Below are 16,511 nucleotides of genomic sequence, written 5' to 3' on the forward strand. Positions count from 1 at the left end.
TATGGAGCGCACGACCATGCCTGCGGACGGCCGCGCGGTGGTCCTGACGGCGGAGGAAGCCCAGGCGTTGACCCGCCTGACCGGCGAGCTCGCCGACGGAACCGCGCTGGAGAGTCCACTGTGGATGAACCGGGCGCGGACTGCCTCGTGCGCCTTGCCGACCAGGATCGGCGCGGCCCTGCGCCGGTTCCGGCACGACGCCGGCGAGGACGGGGTGCTGCTGGTCAAGGGACTCCCGCTAGGCCCCCTCCCTCCCACCCCTGGCCGCTACGACAGTCTCCAGCTGTACGCCACGCAGCCGGCGGCGCTCCTGGTGTCCCTCGCGCTCTGCATCGGCGAACCGGTCGGCTTCGCCGACGAAAAGGGGGGCAGCCTCGTGCACGATGTGGTGCCGGTTCCCGGGATGGCCGACTTCCCGGGCAACGCGGGGTCCGCGCCGCTGACCTTGCACGTGGAGAACGCGTTCCACCCGCACCGGCCGGACGTCGTCGGCTTGCTGTGCCTGCGCAACGACCACGACGACGCGGCAGCGCTCCGGACCGCGTCGGGCAGACGGGCGGTCCGGCTGCTCGACAGCGGGACGGTCGACGTACTGCGCGAGCCTCGCTTCGTCACCGAAGCGCCGGCGTCGTTCGGATCCGGCGAAACGGCCGCTGAGCCGCACGCCGTGCTGTACGGCAGCGTGGAAGACCCCAGCGTCCGCGTCGACTTCACCAGCACGCACGCGACAGACGGCGCGGCGGCCGGCGCGCTCGCCGAGCTCTCCTGGGCCTTGGAAGAGGTCCGCACCGACCTGGTGCTCGCCCCCGGCGACCTCGCCCTGGTGGACAACCGGGTCGCGTTGCACGGCCGGTCGCGGTTCGCCCCGCGGCACGACGGGACCGACCGGTGGCTGCACCGGGTCTTCGTCCACGTCGACTTCCGCGCTTCGCGCGCCTGGCGGCCGCGAGGCGGGCACGTGATCTCCGGGCAGGCGGTTTCGTGACAGCGCAAGCGATGATCGTCGACGGCAGGGACCTGGACGCACAGGCTTCGGCTCTGCGGACTGTTTCCCCGCGGCTGCACGGCTGCCTGGACCCTCTCCGGCTGGCCGCCGCGGCGTCCGCTGCCCTGGACGGGAGCGCGCGCGACTTCGGTCCGGAAACCGCCGGCGGCCGCGGTGGCGCCTACGTCCGGGCGCAGACAGCCCAGCTCTCCGCGCGAGCGGACGGCATCCGGGCGCTGCTCGGTCTCTTCGGGCCGACCGTGCGCCGCCCCGACGCGGTGGTGCTGGACCTCCTGGGCGGCAACGGCTTGGTCCGCCAGGTCAACGACCGGCTCGGCTTGATCGACGCCGAAATCCTCACCTGCGACGGTGCGCCGCACATGGTCTCGGCGGCATGGGCGCAGGGCAGCCCCGCCGTCCTGCAGCGAGCCCAGCACCTCGTCGTGCGGGAAGGTTCGGTCGACGGCGTCCTGCTCGCCTACGGCACCCATCACATCCCCGAGGAGGAGAGGTCCGGAGTCGCGCTCGAAGCGCGGCGCGCGCTCCGGACCGGGGGCGCCTTCGTCCTGCACGACTTCGAAACCGGCTCGCCGATGGACACCTGGTTCGCCGAGATCGTCGATCCGCATTCGGCGACCGGACACCGCTACCCGCACCTGACCCGGGCGATGATCGAGGACCATCTGGCCACGGCCGGGTTCGGCGCGTACCGCGTCACGGAGATCCTCGACCCCTACGTGACCACTGCGCCGACCCGCGAGGAAGCACGGCTCCGGCTCGGCCGCTACCTCACCGACATGTACGGCCTCGTCAAGGCCGAGGCCGAGCTGGGGCCGGAGGACGTGTCCGCGTGGGCGGCCCGGCGGGCCGAGGAGATCTTTCGGTTCACGACGCAGGACGGCAGGCAGGCCCGGCCGCGGTTCGAGCGCACCGCCGACGGGCAATGGGCCTACCTGGTCCCCCGGCCCGCGCTGGTCGGAACGGCGGTCAAGTGACCACCCCCCAGTCCGGAGCCGGATCCGCTGCCACGGACCGCGGCGGCTCGCTGCGCGCGCTGTTCGGCCAGCGGAACTACCGGCTGTTCGCCTTCGGCCAGGTCGTGTCGATCACCGGTACCTGGATCCAGCGCATCGCACAGGACTGGCTCGTCCTGCACCTGTCCGGCGGCAACGCGGTCGCCCTTGGCACAGCCGCGGCAATGCAGTGGGGCCCGACGTTGGTGCTCTCGCTGTGGGCAGGAGACATCGCCGACCGCGTCACGCGGCGGCGCTTCCTGATGTTCTCCGGCACGGTTCTGGGCGGGTTGAGCCTCCTGTGCGGTGTCCTGGTGCTGACCGGAGCGATCCAGCTGTGGCAAGTGCTCGTGCTGTGCCTGCTGGCCGGTGCCGTGTCGGCGGTGGAAACCCCGGTGCGTGCGGCTTTCACTTCCGAGATGGTCGAACCAGGGCAGGTCGCGACGGCGGTGGCGGTGAACTCGGTGGTGTTCAACGTGGCGCGCGTGACCGGACCGGCTGTGGCCGGCGCGTTGATCAGCGTGCTCGGCACCGGGCCCCTGTTCGTCGTGGATGCCGTCAGCTTCGGCGCGGTCGTCCTGGCGCTGCTGCGGATGCGTCCCGGCGAGCTGCGCGTCTCGGCGGTCCCGTCCCGGCGGACCAAATCGCTCCGGGAGAGCTACCGGGAAGTGCTGCGACACCCCGGGCTCGGCGCTCTCATCACTCTGGTGTTCTGCCTCTCGGCCATGGGCACGAGCTTCGTGACGATCCTCGCGGTGGTCGCGACACAGGTGTTCCAACGCGGCGCGGGGGGATTCGGCCTGCTCTCGTCGGTCCTCGCGGCGGGTGCTCTCGGCGGGGCCGTGGCCGCCACCCGCTACACCCTCCGCCACCGGCCGGGCACGCGGTTGCTCGCCGCGATCGCGTGCCTGCTCGGGCTCGGGGAAGTGGTGATGGGTCAGCTGCCGACCTTCTGGACGTTCACCGTGATGCTGCTGTGCTGCGGGTTCGTCGCGCAGATGTTCCTGCCGCTTGCCAACAGCACCGTGCAGCTGTCCGTACCGGCCGGCCAGCGAGGCCGCGTGATGGCTCTGTACGGGATCGCCGTGGTCGGCGCCTACCCGGTGGGCAGCCTCGCCATCGGCTGGCTGGCCGAGGCCGCGGGCTCGCGGGTCGCGATCGTCGCGGGCGGCGCGGCGCTGGCCGTCGCGGCCGCAGCGTACGGCCTGGTGACGAGGGGCGCGGAGATACCGCGCGGGAACGAAGGGCTGGAGGAGACCGATGGCTGACAACCGGAACACCGACGAGCCTGCGTCCCGTGCGGCACCGCCGGCAGTGCCCCTGGCCGTTCTGCACCAGGCCGCACGGCACCCCGGAAGGCCCGCCGTCGAGCACGACGGCGGCAGCTTGACCTACGCCGAGCTGGTACGGCATGCCGACGCGGTCCGCACCCGGCTCGTCGCGAACGGCCTCCGGCCGGGCGGCCGCGTGGCCCTGTTGCTGGACAGGTCGCCGGACCTCGTCGCCGCGGCACTCGGCGTGCTGCTGGCCGGCGGCGCCTACGTCGGCCTCGACGTGCGGGAACCGCCCGCCCGGCTGGCCACGATGCTGGCCGACGCCGGGGCGCCGCCGGTCCTCACCGACGAAGCCGGCGCGGCACGCCTGCCACCCGGGCACCCGGTGATCCCGGTCGCGCCCGGACCCGGCAGCGGCACGCCGGCGGTCGTGGCTCCGTTGCTCGGGCAGCCCTGCTACGTCACCTACACCTCCGGCTCGACCGGAACCCCGAAGGGAGTCGAAGTGACTCACGGCGGGGCGGCGAACCTCGTTCAGTGGTACGGCGAGCGATTCGCGGTCGGCGCGGCCGACCGGATGCCGCAAATCGCCAGACCGTCGTTCGACGGCTGGTCGCTCGAGGTCTGGCCGTGCCTGGCGCACGGCGCGACGTTGTGCATCCCGCCGGACCGCGTCTTCCGCTCGGCTGAGGGACTGGCCCGGTGGCTGGGCGACGAGCGCATCACCGTGTGCTTCCTGACTACCGCGCTCGGCACCGCGGTCCTCGCCCAGCCGTGGCACGCGTCGCGTTCCCGTTTGCGGGCCTTCCTCGTCGGCGGCGAGCAGCTGCGCGCCGATCCCCCGGCTCACCTGCCGTTCGCCGTGTACAACGTCTACGGCCCGACAGAGACCGCGATGCTGGCGACCTGCCACGACTTCGCCTCCGGCGGGGCTTCCGCGGGACCCCCGCCGATCGGGGTCCCGCTCACCGGAGTCACCGGGCACGTTCTCGACGAGCGGTTGCGGCCTGTCCCCATCGGCGGAACCGGCGAGCTCTATCTCGGCGGACGCGGCGTCGCGCAGGGCTACCTCGACCGGCCGGGGCTGACCGCGGCGCGTTTCGTCGCCGACCCGTTCGCCGGCGGCCCGGCCCGGCTCTACCGCAGCGGAGACGTCGTCCGGCTGCTCCGCGGCGGCGCACTCGAATTCGTGGGCCGCGCCGACAGCCAGGTCAAGCTGCGCGGGTTCCGGATCGAACCCGGCGAGGTGGAGTCGGCGGCGCGCGCCCTGCCCCCGGTGGCCGACGCGGTGGCTGTCGTGCATGAGCCTGCCCCCGGAAGCGGGATTCTCGTACTGCACGTGATTCCCGCCGACCCTGCCGCGCCGCCGGAGCCGGACGCGCTGCGCAAAGAGCTCGCCGCAATCCTGCCGGACTACCTGACCCCGGCAGCCGTGCGCGTGCTGGCCGCGTTTCCGACGAACGCGCACGGCAAGACCGACCGGGCAGCACTGGCCGCGCTGCCCCCGCAAGCCGGTCCGGCTGCCGGCGCCGGCACGCTGACCGGCCTCGAGGGCCTGATAGCCGAACTGTGGTGCGAGGTGCTGCCCATCACCGCCGCCGACCGCGACGACAGTTTCTTCGACCTCGGCGGCGACTCGTTGGCGGCGATGCGGGTCGCGGCGAAAGCCCGCAAGCGCGGTCTTCGGCTTGGCGCCGAAGACCTGTTCGAGCACGAGGTGCTGAGCGAGCTCGCCGCCGCTCTGGAAGGAACGGAAGCGCAGGCATGAACACCGCCACCACAGGGGTCACCTTCGTCGAATTGCCGTTGTACCCCAACACCCTTCCGCTGGCATCCGGGTACCTGCAGGCCTACGCCCAGCAGGACCCGGCGATCGCGGCGGCGTACCGCTTCACGATCGTTTCGCAGCCGGCCGGCACGCCGGTGGAGGACGTGCTGGCGGCGCTGCTCGCCGAAGAAGACACCGCCGTCTACGCGCTCAGCTGCTACCTATGGAACATGCGGGCGATGACCAGGCTGCTCGACGGACTGCTCGAACGCCGGCCGGACGCGTACGTCATCCTCGGCGGCCCGCAGGTGATGAACCACGCCGCCGCCTACGTGCCGCCCGGCCGCGATCGCGTCGTGGTGTGCAACGGCGAGGGCGAAGCGACATTCTCAGCGTTCCTCGCCGCGCTGCTTGCCGGAAAGCCGGACTTCGCGGCCGTGCCGGGAATCAGCTTCTACGACGGAGACACCCTTCGCACCACCGAGGAAGCCGCCCGGCTGCGCGATCTCGACGAGATCCCGTCCCCGTTCGCCGCGGGAATCTTCGACGGGGGCGACTACACGTTCGCGGTGGTCGAGACCAACCGCGGCTGCCCGTTCAAGTGCTCGTATTGCTACTGGGGCGCGGCCACCAACGACAAGGTGTACCGCTGGGACCAGGACCGGGTGCTCGACGACCTCACGTGGATCAGCGAGCACGGGGTGGAAAGCGTGTTCCTCGCCGACGCGAACTGGGGCGCGCTGCCGCGGGACGTCGAACTGACGCGGCACCTCGTCGCGTGCAAGCAGCGCAACGGCTATCCGATGATGATTTCCATGCAGGCGGCCAAGAACCGGCCGGACCGGGTCACCGAAATCACCGAGCTCCTGGTCGAGGGCGGCCTGCTGGCCAGCCAGCCGGTGTCGCTGCAGACCATGAGCGACGAGACCCTGAAGATTGTCGAGCGAGCCAACATCAGGGAGAGCACCTACGTCACCCTGCAGGCGAAGCTCAAGGAAAAACGGATCAGTTCCTACACCGAGCTCATCTGGCCCCTGCCGGGCGAGACGCTCCGGTCGTTCCGCGACGGCGTCGACCGGCTCTGCCGCTCCGGAGCCGACGCCATCGTCACCTATCCACAGCTCCTGCTCCACAACACCCCGATGCACGCGCAGCAGGAAGTGCTCGGCATCCGAACCGTGCGGGTGGACGACGCGGTGGCCGAAGCCGACGTCGTGGTAGGCACCAAGTGGGTCGACCGGGCCGACTACGACTCGGGGATCTGGTTCACCTATGCGGTGATCAGCCTCTACAACGGCCGTGCGGCGCAGTTCACCGCGCGGGAACTGGACCGCGACGGCACCTGCTCCTACGGGGACTTCCTCGCCGGCGCGGCCGAGTTCTTCCGCGCCCGCGCCGGCGATCCGATTTGCGCGTTCTTCGCCGACTCGGTGTCCGGGCTCCGCAACTACGACATCAACAACACCGGCAAGGTGCTGCACTACGTCCTGCACTCCCACCGCGCCGAACTCGACCGGTTGCTGCGGGACTTCCTGCGCGAGCACGGCTGGCTGGACACCGCCCGCCGCCAGGCTGCCTTCGAACTGGATCTGCTCGCCCGGCCGTACGTCTACCGAGAACCCTTCGCCCCGCCGTCGCTTCCGTTGCGGCAGCTCGAAATCAAGTCAACGTCGCGCTACGCCGTCGAGCTGGAGGCTTCGGCGGAGGCGCTGGACCTGCTGGGTGCGCCGAGCGGCGTCGACCGCGTCCGCGCGGACCACACGGGCCGCCGCAAGATGCCCTACCCGCGGCACCGCAGCCTTGACCACAACGCGGCCTACTGCCAGGCGATGATGAACCGGCTCCGCGACATCATGCCCTCCTGGTCCGCACTGGCTCCCGACGGCCGGGCGGAGGTCTTCGATGCGGCGTGAGCTTTTCACCGCGGCACACGAGGACTTCCGCGCTCTGGTGCGGACGTTCCTGGAGCGGGAAGTGCTGCCTCGCTACCCGGACTGGGAACGCGCAGGGGCGGTCGACCGGGACGTCTGGCGGGCGGCGGGCAAGCACGGCCTGCTCGGCATGGACTTGGCCCTCGAATACGGCGGCGGCGGCGCGGACGACTACCGGTACCACGTCGTGCTGGCCGAGGAATTCGCCGCGGCCGGGGTGCACGCACCGGCTTTGTCGCTGCACAACGAGGTCGTCGGCGCCTACCTGAAAGCGCTCGCGACGCCCGAGCAGCGGACGCGGTGGCTGCCCGGATTCTGTTCAGGCGAGTTGATCACTGCGATCGCCATCACCGAACCCGACGCGGGCAGCGATCTCACCCGTCTGCGCACCACTGCGCGGCCGGACGGCCGGGGATTCCGGCTCACCGGCCGCAAGACGTTCATCTCGCACGGCGAACTGGCCGATCTGGTGCTGGTGCTGGCCAAGACGGGAAAACGCGACACCGACTTCGGGCTGTTCGCCGTCGAGCGCACCGCCGCCGGGTTCGCCGTCGGCAAGCGCATCGACAAACTGGGAATGCGCGCACTCGACACCGTCGAAATGGTCTTCGAAGACGTATCGGTCCCCGCCGCGAATGTCGTCGGGCACCCGGGCCGCGCGATGGGCTACCTGCTGCGTCATCTCAAACAGGAACGACTGTGGATCGCGGTGTCCGCGCTCGCCGGAGCGGAGCGCGTGTTCGCGGACACGGTCGGCTACTGCCGCGTGCGCGAGGTCTCCGGCGGCCCGCTGACCGCGCTCCAGCACACCCGCTTCGTGCTCGCCGAACTCGCCACGGAGCTGTCGGTGGCCCGGACGTTCACCGACCGCTGCGTCGCCGCGCACGCCGACGACATGCTCGGGGCGGACGAAGCGGCGATGGCCAAGTGGTGGAACACCGAACTGGCGCAGCGCACCACGGACCGCTGCCTGCAACTGCACGGCGGATACGGCTACACGCACGAGTTCGCGGTCGGCCGGGCTTTCGTCGACAGCAGGGTCCAGACGATTTACGGCGGTACGACCGAAGTGATGAAAGAGACCATCGCGCAGTCGCTGATCTGACGAGCGGACGCGCGCGGCCGAGAAAGGGGCCATCGATGAGCACCAACCCGTTGTGGTACCAGACATTCGAGCCGCGCCCCGCGGCACAGGTCCGGCTGTACTGCCTGCCCTGCGCGGGCGGCGGCGCGTCGTCCTACCGGCCGTGGACGCCCTTCGTCCCGGAGTGGGCCGAGCTGCGCGCGATCAGGCTGCCGGGACGGCAGGCCCGGCACCGGGAAGCCTCCTTCGACGATTGCGACACCGCGGCCCGCGCCCTCGCCGGCTGGCTGTCCGAGGAGGACGGCCCGTATGCGCTTTTCGGGCACAGCATGGGCGCCATGCTCGCCTACCGCGCCACGAGGTTCCTGCTGGCTGACGGTGCCCGGCCGCCCCTGTTCCTCGCGTCCGCGTGCTGGCCCGTTCAGGGAGTGCCGCCGACGACGATGCCCGCCACGACCGACGACGACGAGACATTCTGCGCCAAAGTCGCCGGAATGGGCGGGGCGGCCTCCGAGCTGTTGGACGACCCGGATGTCCGCGAACTGGTGCTCCCGGTCCTGCGCGCCGACTTCGCGCTGTGCCATAGCTACCGGTACCGCGACGAGCCGCCGCTGCCGATGCCGGTCGCCGTATACGGGGGCGCTGACGATCCGGTCACTGTGGCCGAAAGCCTCGATGCCTGGAAGGCGCACGCCGCCCGGCTCACCGGCCCCCGGCTGTTCCCCGGCGGTCACTTCTTCCTCCAAGAACGCGCTGACGAGTTCGCCGGGACCGTGTTCAGCGACCTCGCAGCCGCACTGCGCACAGTTCCCCTCCCGGCCGACCAAGGAGCCCGCCCGTGATCGTGCTCAACGCCGCCGACGTGCGTGAGCTGCTTCCCATGGCGGACGCAGTGGACCTGATGCGGACCGCCTTCCGCGCGTTCAGCGGCGGCGCCGTGGAACAACCTGTCCGGCACATGGTGCGTTCCCCGTCGGGCGACGTGCTCGCCGTGATGCCCGCCCATGTCAGCGAAGGCGAACAAGGGTTCGGGCTCAAGGCCGTGTCGGTCGTTCCGGAGAACGCCGAACGAGGGCTGCCGGTGCACGCCGGGCTGGTGCTCGTATTCGACCGCACCACGGGGCAACCCTGCGCGCTGGCGAGTGGTGCCGCGATCACCGCCATCCGGACCGCCGCCGCGTCCGCGGCCGCCACCGACGCGCTCGCCCGCCCGGACGCGAGCACACTCGCGATCCTCGGCTCCGGCGTACAGGCCCGGTCGCACCTCGAAGCGATGGCGATCGTCCGGCCGCCGAAAACAGTGTCCGTGTGGAACCACCGCCGAGAGAGTGCCGAACGGTTCGCGGAGTGGGCAGGCGAGCGCGTCGACTGCCCCGTCGAAGTCTGCGCGACCGCGGCGGAAGCGGCATCGGGAGCGGACGTGGTGTGCACCGTGACCGCCAGCGCCGAACCCGTGCTGGCCGCCGCCGACGCCGGCGCTCACCTGAACGCGGTCGGCTCCTCCTTCCCGCATGCGCGCGAGCTGACCGGAGAACTGGTCGGCCGCTGCCGTGTCTTCGCCGACAGCCGCGAATCCGCGGCACGGGAGTCGGGCGATCTGCTCGCCGCCGTGGCCGAGGGGCACTTCGCGATGGACCGCATCCAAGCCGAGATCGGCGAGGTTCTCGCCGGGCGGCGCCCGGGCCGCCAATCCGCGGACGAGGTGACGTTGTTCAAGTCCCTCGGGCTGGCGGCTCAGGACGTCTACTCCGGACTGCTGCTGCACCGCCGTGCCGCGGCGGCCGGGATCGGCACCCGGCTGGACTTCGCCGACGCCGACGAATGAGCGGCGCCGAAGCGATCCCCCTGTCCTACGGCCAGGAAGGGCTGTGGTTTCTGCACCGGCTGGACCGAGCCGGCGCCGCCTACAACCTGCCGCTGCAGCTGGCGCTGTCCGGCGTCCCCTCCGAGGAGACGCTGCGCGCGGCGCTCGGCGACCTGCTGGACCGGCACGAAATCCTCCGCACGGTGTTCCGCGAGGACGAAGGCACGCCGGTCCAGCACATTTTCGAACCCCGGCCCGCAGGCTGGCCGCCGCTGCACGTCGTCGCGACCGAGGCCGACGCGGTGGACGACCTGGTAGCCGACGCCGTCCGCGGCGAATTCGACCTTGCGGCCGGGCCGTTGCTGCGCGCTTGGCTGTTCGTCTTCGCCGACGGCACCAGCCGCCTGCTGCTGGTGCTGCACCACACCGTGGCCGACGGCTGGTCCGTCGCGCCGCTGCTGGCCGACCTCTCCGCGGCTTGTCGTGCCCGGTTGTCGGGCCACGCTCCCGTCTGGCCTGGAGAACTGCCGGTGCAGTACGCGGATTATGCGCTGTGGCAACGGGATCTGCTCGGCGACCCCGCCGATCCGACCAGCCTGGCCGGGCTCCAGCTGTCGTTCTGGCACCGCCGGTTGAGCGATCTTCCCGACCAGCAACCGCTGCCTGTCGCCGGACCGCGTCCAGAGCGTCCCGTGTCCGCCGGTGCGGTGGTGCCGTTCCGCGTCGACACGGCGAGCGCGCTGCGGCTGGCCGACCTGGCCCGCGAGCACCGGGCTTCGCTGTTCATGGTCCTCTACGCGGGCCTGGCCGCGACTTTGCACCTCGCCGGCGGAGGAGAAGACATCGTGATCGGTTCGCCGGTGGCCGGCCGCACTGACACCGCACTGGAGCGGCTGGTCGGCTACTTCGTCAACACGCTCGTCCTGCGCGTCGACGTGAGCGGCGACGATACGTTCTCCGCGCTGCTGGGCCGGGCCCGCACGACAGTGCTCACCGCTCAGTCCCACCAGGACGTCCCGTTCGAGCAAGTGGTCGAGACGGTGAACCCGCCTCGCGCGCCCGGCAGACACCCGCTCTTCCAGATCGCACTGCTCTTGCAGCACGACGCCCCGGCCCACGTCGAGCTGGCCGGATGCGTCGGCAGGCTTCTTCCTGCGCGGACCGGAACCGCCAAGTTCGACCTGACATTCGCGGTCGACGCGGGCGACGCCGCCGCCGGGTTCACCGGAACGCTCGAATACGCCACGGCGCTTTTCGACAATGTCGGTGCGGCTTGGCTCGCAGGCTTGTTCGAAACTGTCCTGGCACAGGTCGCGGCGGCTCCGGACCTTCCGCTTGGCGCGATCGTGCCGCCGGACGACCCGTGGCCGGCTGCGATGCCCGTACCGGCGCGGCGGGCCGCTCCGGAGGTCCGCGACGAAGCGCTCGAGCGCCGGCTCTGCGCACTGTTCGGGGAAGTCCTGGGCACGCCTGGCTTCGATCCGGCACACAGCTTCTTCGAGGAGGGCGGCCACTCGTTGCTCGCCGCGAAACTGGCTCGCCGTGTCGAGCGATCGCTGGGCCGCAGGTTCGACCTGTGGACGCTCGTGGCCGCGCCAAGCCCGCGAGAACTGGCCGCGCGGCTTTCGGCCGGGGATGCGGCCGAGGGCGCGCCGGCCGTGACGCTCCTGCGCGGCGGCGGGGACGCGCCGCCGTTGTTCTGTGTTCCCCCGGCCGCCGGCGTCAGCTCGGTCTACCTCGAGTTGACCCGGCATCTGCCCGCCGAAATACCCGTCCTCGGGCTGGACTCGCCGCTGCTCGACGGCGGGCGGCGCGGGCAGCCGACGTTCGACGACCTGACGGCCGACCTCGTCTCCCGCATCCGCTCGATCCCCTCCGCAGGAGGGTACCGGCTGCTCGGCTGGTCGTTCGGGGGGAACCTCGCCCACGCGACCGCAGCCAGGCTGCAGGAGGCCGGCGAACGAGTCAGCCTGCTCACCCTGCTGGACGCGCACCCCTGTCCTCCGAAGCCCGGCGACGACGTGCCGAGCGAGGCCGCCCTGCGCCGGTCGCTGGGGCTGTCGACAACGGACGAGCTGCCCGCGGAACTGGACACGCTGGTGAACGCCTTCGCTGCTTCCCTTGCCGCAATGCCACCGCGCCCCGCCGCCGAGTTCGACGGCGATCTGCTGTTCTTCCGCGCCCTTCGCAACCCCGAGCCGGCAAACCCGGCGCAGTGGCGCCCGTACATCGGCGGTCGCATCATCACCCACGACGTCGACTGCGCACACGGCGAACTGACCGGGCCGGCGGCTCTGCGCCGCCTCGGCCCGCTGCTGGCACACGCTTTGCTCGCTTCGGCCGCATAACTCACCCGGACAGCGAGCCAAGGCCGTCCGCCGCTGCGCGGACCGGCTGTTCAGCGGTCGGCACCGAACAGCGATCAGATCCCGCGACGTGGCCGAGTTTCGGACGACTGGATTCCGGCGCTTCCGAAGGCGCCGGAGAATCTCTTCCGCTTGTCTCCAGGAGACATGCACTGAGGTGTTCCCGGACATGAGGCCGACGGCGATCTTCCGGAGGCGGCATTCGCGTCGTGGGACAGGCATCCGGATCCGCGACCACCGTCAGCTTCAGCGTTCCTTGGCCAGCCCCCTGTCGGCGGAATCTCAACTCCCCGCGGCACCTCAGCCCTGGCTGAGCAACGTGCGCGATGGTCGACCCGCGTCCCCACAACCGATTTGACGCATTCATGCGTCTCTCGGCGCTACCCCGCGGATCGGCGCCCTTCGCCTTCCGGCATCTCGCCGACGTCGAGACCGGGCCGCAGCGGTCTCCCCTGTGCGATGGTTTGCACCGACCCCGGGCTCTCCACCGCATCGCCTTCGTCCGACTCGCGAGGAAAGACCCATTTTCGGAAGGCCCACCAGCGGAACACCATTGCCACAAACGTTCCTACGATGAGGCTGCTGACGAAATCGGCCGCTTCCTGGACTACGAGAGACACCACCGGGACGTGCAGCTGGAGCACGTACCGCGACAGATACAGCGGTGTCGAGTTCAGGGCTACCCCGACACCGCTGAGCACGAAGAAGAGGGCGGCTTCGTGCCGTCGCTCGCGGACTCGGCGGGAGCGAAAGGACCACTCGCGGTTCAGCACATACGAAACGATCGTCGCGACGATGGTCGCGACGATCATGGCGGTAACCGGTTTTTCCCGCAGGACGGTGTACTTTAACGCGTAGTTGACGAAGAACGTGACCAGAAAGCACACGCCGCCGACGAGTGCGAACTTAAGAAGTGCTCGATGCCGAAAAACGTAAGGACGCGCAAAAGCTGGCACGAGCGTCAAGGCTTTCCGAACAACCGACACCGTCTGAACTATACACAGGGCTATTCCCCGGTATCCGGACGCCCTGCGGACAAGCGCGCTACGGTTTTGGGGCCACCTTGACCAGCGGGACGAACGCCTCCGCGACGTTGAGTTCGCCGACGCTGCATCCGTCGACTTCCGCCCAAGCGTGCGCACTGAACGGCGCCGCTCGCCGCACGCCCGCGCACCACGTCGGCCACGCTCCGCGGAATCGGCAGAGCAGCACGATCGCCAGCGATCGGGGCAGGCATGCTCGCAAAGCGCGCATGCCCAAGCTCCCGGCAAGGACGTCGTCGCGGCACCGTTCCGCCTCGGCATAGGTAGCCGGTCGCGCCTTCCAGCGCAAGCAGAGCAGTATCCGGCGAATATGTCTCGGCGGCAGCAACGAGAGGAGACGACCGGACACGATCGCGCACCGGGTCATCACCTTGACCCCGAGGGGCCGCGGGGCGTTCGCTCTCCGGGCGACAGACATCTCGACGCTCATGACAGGAGTCCGGCCGCGGCGATTTTGCCGATGATGTTCGAAACGTCAGCCAAAGACCGGTCGCGGTCGACCGCGAACTTGCCGGCGACGATTTCCGCGGTCCGCTCCGGCGTCTCGCCCGCCTCGAGCGCGCGGACTATCAGAGCGGCTGTCGGGTTCATTTCCCAGTACCGGCCGCTTCGCTGGTCGAGCAGCACGGCGCCGAACTCGGTCTCGGCCAGGCTGACATGTTTTCTGAAGACGAAACTCATCGTTCACTCCTTGGGCGAGCCATTTCGTGACGTCTGGCGCGCAGCCACGTTTCACAGGCCAGCGCGCCGGAAAGCCCTAGGTCGCTCGACGCGAGCGGATCGATCCGGGCGCACACCGAACGCAGCCGTCCTGGATCGACGAGCCCCAGTCGCCCGAGTTGCGAGTCCTCCCACATCTCAGCGAGTTCAGCCTGATGGTGACGCAGCCCGCGGACGGCGTCGACAGTCCCGTCCGCCTTCGTAGTGCGATCGAGGATCGGGCCGGGCACGATGTCGCGCATCGCGACAGCCAGCAGGGGTTTGTAGCGCCACGCGGTAGCCCGGTCCTCAGGCGCCGCGCCGAGCGCCGCATCGATCACCTGGTCGTCGAAAAACGGTGCGTGGGTCTCGACGCCCAAGCCGCGCGACATCCGGGCCAGGGCTCGAATATCGCGGGTGCCCGACCGGATCGCGCTGAGTTCGGCATGGGTCCCCCGCGAGGACGCCAACGGCGCGACTCGCGCGGCCAGTTCGCCGATCTCCCCGGCGATCATCTCCTCGGCGTCCGCGGTCAGCCAGCCGGGCAGGTGGAGATCAGTGTTCCAGCCGAGCCTCGGTTCGAACATGTCGAGGGGCCTGCCCCGCGTGAGGTCGACCGCGGCGAAGGCTTCGGGAAACGTCTGATTCCGGAGAACCGCGCGCACCGTGCGGGACAACGGCCACGAGCGGGAGATCCGGAACGCCCTGAGTTCCCGGAACGCCCTCAGCGGCTTCGTGCGCGCGAGGGTATGCCAGTGCGCCGGCGATCCGGTGAAGAGGTGGTCCCCGCCGTGGCCGGTGAGGTGATGCCGGGCTCCGCGCTCTGCCATCCGCGCGACAATTCCCAGCGCGCGCTCGCGGAAAACCACCATGGCCGACGGCTCGTCGAGCAGGTCTCCGGCCGCGTTCATCCCGGCGTAGCACAAGGGGATCTCGTTCGCGGGAATTACCTCGTGCCGGACGCATGGCAGGTGAGCGACGGCGCGGCTCGCCCACACGTTGTCGTCGACGGTGGAATCGGACACGAGCGCAGTGCACGCGGTGAGGGGCACATCGTTCCGCGCCGCGAGAAAGGTCACCGAGGTGGAGTCGAACCCTCCCGAGAGCTCGGTGCTGACGTGCCCGTTGAGCTTGGTTCTCACCGACACCGCCGAAGCAAGCGCGGCCCGGACCGCGGCGGCGCTCTCCGCCATGCCGCGACTCGCCGGCGGCGGGGTCCACCAGCGCCGAACCCGCACGGTCCGGCCATTACCCGCGACCTCGACGCAATCGCCCGGCTCGACCGGTGTCACGCCGGACCACAGCGGGCGCTCGCTCAGCGGAAACGACGGCTGCAGCAGGCGAACTGCGAGCGTCGGCACCCGCAACTCCGCCCGTGTCAGGTCCGCGAGCACGTCTGCCTGGTCGGCGACGACCGGGATGCCGTCGAACTCGGCGTGGCAGACGCGGCGGAGACCGGACGCCGTGCCCTGAATCCTCATGCGGTCGCCGATCGCGATCGCGACGTGGTAGCTGCCGGGATACTTCCGCGTAATCAGCTCCGTGTCGGATAGCTGCCTGATTCTGCCGACGTCGCCTCGGAGTTCGTCAGCCTTCGCGGCGAAGCAGCCGATCAACGCGACCCTCGTCGTGCCCACGGTGACGGTGAGCAACTCTCGCTCATCCCATCGACCGACCAGCCACGGCCTGCCGGAAGGGTGCGGGCTGGTGTCGACGCCCGCTCCGGACAGGCGAGGATGCAAGGCCACGGCGTCCGTGAACGTGTTGTCCGGCAGCACGACAAAGAACGGAACACCGAAGCCCTGCATCATGCACTCCTTACCTGGTTACGGGAATCACCAGTCGCGGCTGAGCACAATCCCGTCGAATCCGAAATTGTTCAGCCCGTCCGTCTTTTCCCGAAACGAGCCGACCGGGCGAAACTCCGGGATCTCGTACGGCTCCTTGGACTCGATCGATTCGCTGGTCGTGTCGGCTTCCATCATGAGGTCCTTTCCGTGAATGACAGAATGCATCAACCCGGGCACGCGGGTCGACGCGAGAAAATAGGAGTTTGACCTTCACGAACAGGAAAACAAATCAACCTCGAAATTGTTTTCCGGTGCCCTGCAAACGGTAGCAGCTGCACCGATTCCGATCCAGTTCGCGCCGCACCGGCAGGCGCCATCGCAACGAGATACTCTCCGGCAGCGCACCAGCCGGGACTGGATCTGCGAAGATCCAGTCCCGGCTGTCCTCGGCTCCGGTGGTTGCTCGCGGCGGCTCCCGCCGCATGGCACGGGCAGATCCGCCGCGAAGCTAACGAGTAGACCTCTGTCCGCCGGTAACCAGTCCGGCGGACAGCAGCTGCTGGACGAAATCCCTCACATCCTGCTCGACCATTTCGCGGTCGGCTCCCGCGGAGGCGGCAAGACGGTCTCTGAGATCCTCCGGCCTGCCGCCGGCGATGAGTTCGCGCAAGATCCGGGCAGCCGTGGAGTTGAGCTGCCAGTACCGCCCCTTGCGCTCGTCGAGCAGGACGACGCTGTCGTCGACCGGTGTCAT

At 70.0% G+C, this 16,511-nt stretch carries 15 protein-coding genes; 9 read left to right on the forward strand and 6 right to left on the reverse strand.

Annotated elements, in window-relative coordinates:
- Window position 1 precedes the first annotated feature (1 nt).
- The 9 genes from FKO37_RS27995 to FKO37_RS28035 are packed head-to-tail and all read left to right on the forward strand — an operon-like array spanning window position 2 to window position 12,207.
- The gene (locus tag FKO37_RS27995; RefSeq protein WP_238606423.1) at window positions 2-985 is read left to right on the forward strand and encodes a TauD/TfdA family dioxygenase; all 984 of its coding nucleotides are present in this window, start codon (window positions 2-4) and stop codon (window positions 983-985) included.
- A complete protein-coding gene (locus tag FKO37_RS28000; RefSeq protein ID WP_134662749.1) occupies window positions 982-1,980 on the forward strand; it encodes a methyltransferase domain-containing protein in 999 nt (332 codons plus the stop codon). The genes FKO37_RS27995 and FKO37_RS28000 overlap by 4 nt, the downstream gene beginning before the upstream one ends.
- Window positions 1,977-3,266, forward strand: a complete 1,290-nt coding sequence (locus FKO37_RS28005) for an MFS transporter (protein WP_238606424.1) — start codon at window positions 1,977-1,979, stop codon at window positions 3,264-3,266. The genes FKO37_RS28000 and FKO37_RS28005 overlap by 4 nt, the downstream gene beginning before the upstream one ends.
- The gene (locus FKO37_RS28010) at window positions 3,259-5,040 is read left to right on the forward strand and encodes a non-ribosomal peptide synthetase (RefSeq protein WP_134662751.1); all 1,782 of its coding nucleotides are present in this window, start codon (window positions 3,259-3,261) and stop codon (window positions 5,038-5,040) included. The genes FKO37_RS28005 and FKO37_RS28010 overlap by 8 nt, the downstream gene beginning before the upstream one ends.
- Window positions 5,037-6,953, forward strand: a complete 1,917-nt coding sequence (locus FKO37_RS28015; RefSeq protein ID WP_238606425.1) for a B12-binding domain-containing radical SAM protein — start codon at window positions 5,037-5,039, stop codon at window positions 6,951-6,953. Before FKO37_RS28010 ends, FKO37_RS28015 begins: the two co-directional genes overlap by 4 nt.
- Window positions 6,943-8,076, forward strand: coding sequence for an acyl-CoA dehydrogenase family protein (locus FKO37_RS28020; RefSeq protein WP_238606426.1), 1,134 nt, complete (start codon window positions 6,943-6,945; stop codon window positions 8,074-8,076). The genes FKO37_RS28015 and FKO37_RS28020 overlap by 11 nt, the downstream gene beginning before the upstream one ends.
- A 35-nt stretch (window positions 8,077-8,111) precedes the next feature.
- Entirely contained in the window at window positions 8,112-8,897 is a 786-nt protein-coding gene (locus FKO37_RS28025; protein WP_238606427.1) for a thioesterase II family protein, read from the forward strand.
- Entirely contained in the window at window positions 8,894-9,880 is a 987-nt protein-coding gene (locus FKO37_RS28030; protein ID WP_167756439.1) for an ornithine cyclodeaminase family protein, read from the forward strand. Before FKO37_RS28025 ends, FKO37_RS28030 begins: the two co-directional genes overlap by 4 nt.
- Complete coding sequence (locus tag FKO37_RS28035) at window positions 9,877-12,207, forward strand: condensation domain-containing protein (protein WP_134662755.1); 2,331 nt, start codon at window positions 9,877-9,879, stop codon at window positions 12,205-12,207. Before FKO37_RS28030 ends, FKO37_RS28035 begins: the two co-directional genes overlap by 4 nt.
- A gap of 398 nt (window positions 12,208-12,605) precedes the next feature.
- On the opposite strand, the gene FKO37_RS28040 is transcribed toward FKO37_RS28035, so the two are convergent.
- The 6 genes from FKO37_RS28040 to FKO37_RS28065 all read right to left on the reverse strand — a co-directional run bounded on the left by FKO37_RS28040 (window position 12,606) and on the right by FKO37_RS28065 (window position 16,511).
- Window positions 12,606-13,211, reverse strand: coding sequence for a GtrA family protein (locus FKO37_RS28040; RefSeq protein ID WP_134662756.1), 606 nt, complete (start codon window positions 13,209-13,211; stop codon window positions 12,606-12,608).
- Between the two features lie 58 nt (window positions 13,212-13,269).
- A complete protein-coding gene (locus FKO37_RS28045; protein ID WP_134662757.1) occupies window positions 13,270-13,698 on the reverse strand; it encodes a lasso peptide biosynthesis B2 protein in 429 nt (142 codons plus the stop codon).
- Window positions 13,695-13,949: a lasso peptide biosynthesis PqqD family chaperone gene (locus FKO37_RS28050; RefSeq protein ID WP_134662758.1), complete on the reverse strand. Its 255-nt coding sequence runs from the start codon at window positions 13,947-13,949 to the stop codon at window positions 13,695-13,697. The genes FKO37_RS28045 and FKO37_RS28050 overlap by 4 nt, the downstream gene beginning before the upstream one ends.
- Entirely contained in the window at window positions 13,946-15,778 is a 1,833-nt protein-coding gene (locus FKO37_RS28055; RefSeq protein ID WP_238606428.1) for an asparagine synthase-related protein, read from the reverse strand. Before FKO37_RS28055 ends, FKO37_RS28050 begins: the two co-directional genes overlap by 4 nt.
- Before the next feature lie 24 nt (window positions 15,779-15,802).
- Window positions 15,803-15,949, reverse strand: coding sequence for a hypothetical protein (locus FKO37_RS28060; protein WP_167756441.1), 147 nt, complete (start codon window positions 15,947-15,949; stop codon window positions 15,803-15,805).
- A gap of 316 nt (window positions 15,950-16,265) precedes the next feature.
- The gene (locus FKO37_RS28065; RefSeq protein WP_134662967.1) at window positions 16,266-16,511 is read right to left on the reverse strand and encodes a lasso peptide biosynthesis PqqD family chaperone; all 246 of its coding nucleotides are present in this window, start codon (window positions 16,509-16,511) and stop codon (window positions 16,266-16,268) included.

This window comes from Amycolatopsis sp. Poz14, from assembly GCF_006704225.1.
Taxonomy (GTDB): Bacteria; Actinomycetota; Actinomycetes; order Mycobacteriales; family Pseudonocardiaceae; genus Amycolatopsis; species Amycolatopsis nivea.

Coding starts and splice junctions, on each gene's coding strand:
- FKO37_RS28060 (WP_167756441.1), bottom strand. CDS start 15,949: ATGGAAGCCGACACGACCAGCGAATCGATCGAGTCCAAGGAGCCGTAC.
- FKO37_RS28045 (WP_134662757.1), bottom strand. CDS start 13,698: ATGAGCGTCGAGATGTCTGTCGCCCGGAGAGCGAACGCCCCGCGGCCC.
- FKO37_RS28050 (WP_134662758.1), bottom strand. CDS start 13,949: ATGAGTTTCGTCTTCAGAAAACATGTCAGCCTGGCCGAGACCGAGTTC.
- FKO37_RS28055 (WP_238606428.1), bottom strand. CDS start 15,778: ATGATGCAGGGCTTCGGTGTTCCGTTCTTTGTCGTGCTGCCGGACAAC.
- FKO37_RS28035 (WP_134662755.1), top strand. CDS start 9,877: ATGAGCGGCGCCGAAGCGATCCCCCTGTCCTACGGCCAGGAAGGGCTG.
- FKO37_RS28065 (WP_134662967.1), bottom strand. CDS start 16,511: ATGACACCGGTCGACGACAGCGTCGTCCTGCTCGACGAGCGCAAGGGG.
- FKO37_RS28020 (WP_238606426.1), top strand. CDS start 6,943: ATGCGGCGTGAGCTTTTCACCGCGGCACACGAGGACTTCCGCGCTCTG.
- FKO37_RS28025 (WP_238606427.1), top strand. CDS start 8,112: ATGAGCACCAACCCGTTGTGGTACCAGACATTCGAGCCGCGCCCCGCG.
- FKO37_RS28010 (WP_134662751.1), top strand. CDS start 3,259: ATGGCTGACAACCGGAACACCGACGAGCCTGCGTCCCGTGCGGCACCG.
- FKO37_RS28015 (WP_238606425.1), top strand. CDS start 5,037: ATGAACACCGCCACCACAGGGGTCACCTTCGTCGAATTGCCGTTGTAC.
- FKO37_RS27995 (WP_238606423.1), top strand. CDS start 2: ATGGAGCGCACGACCATGCCTGCGGACGGCCGCGCGGTGGTCCTGACG.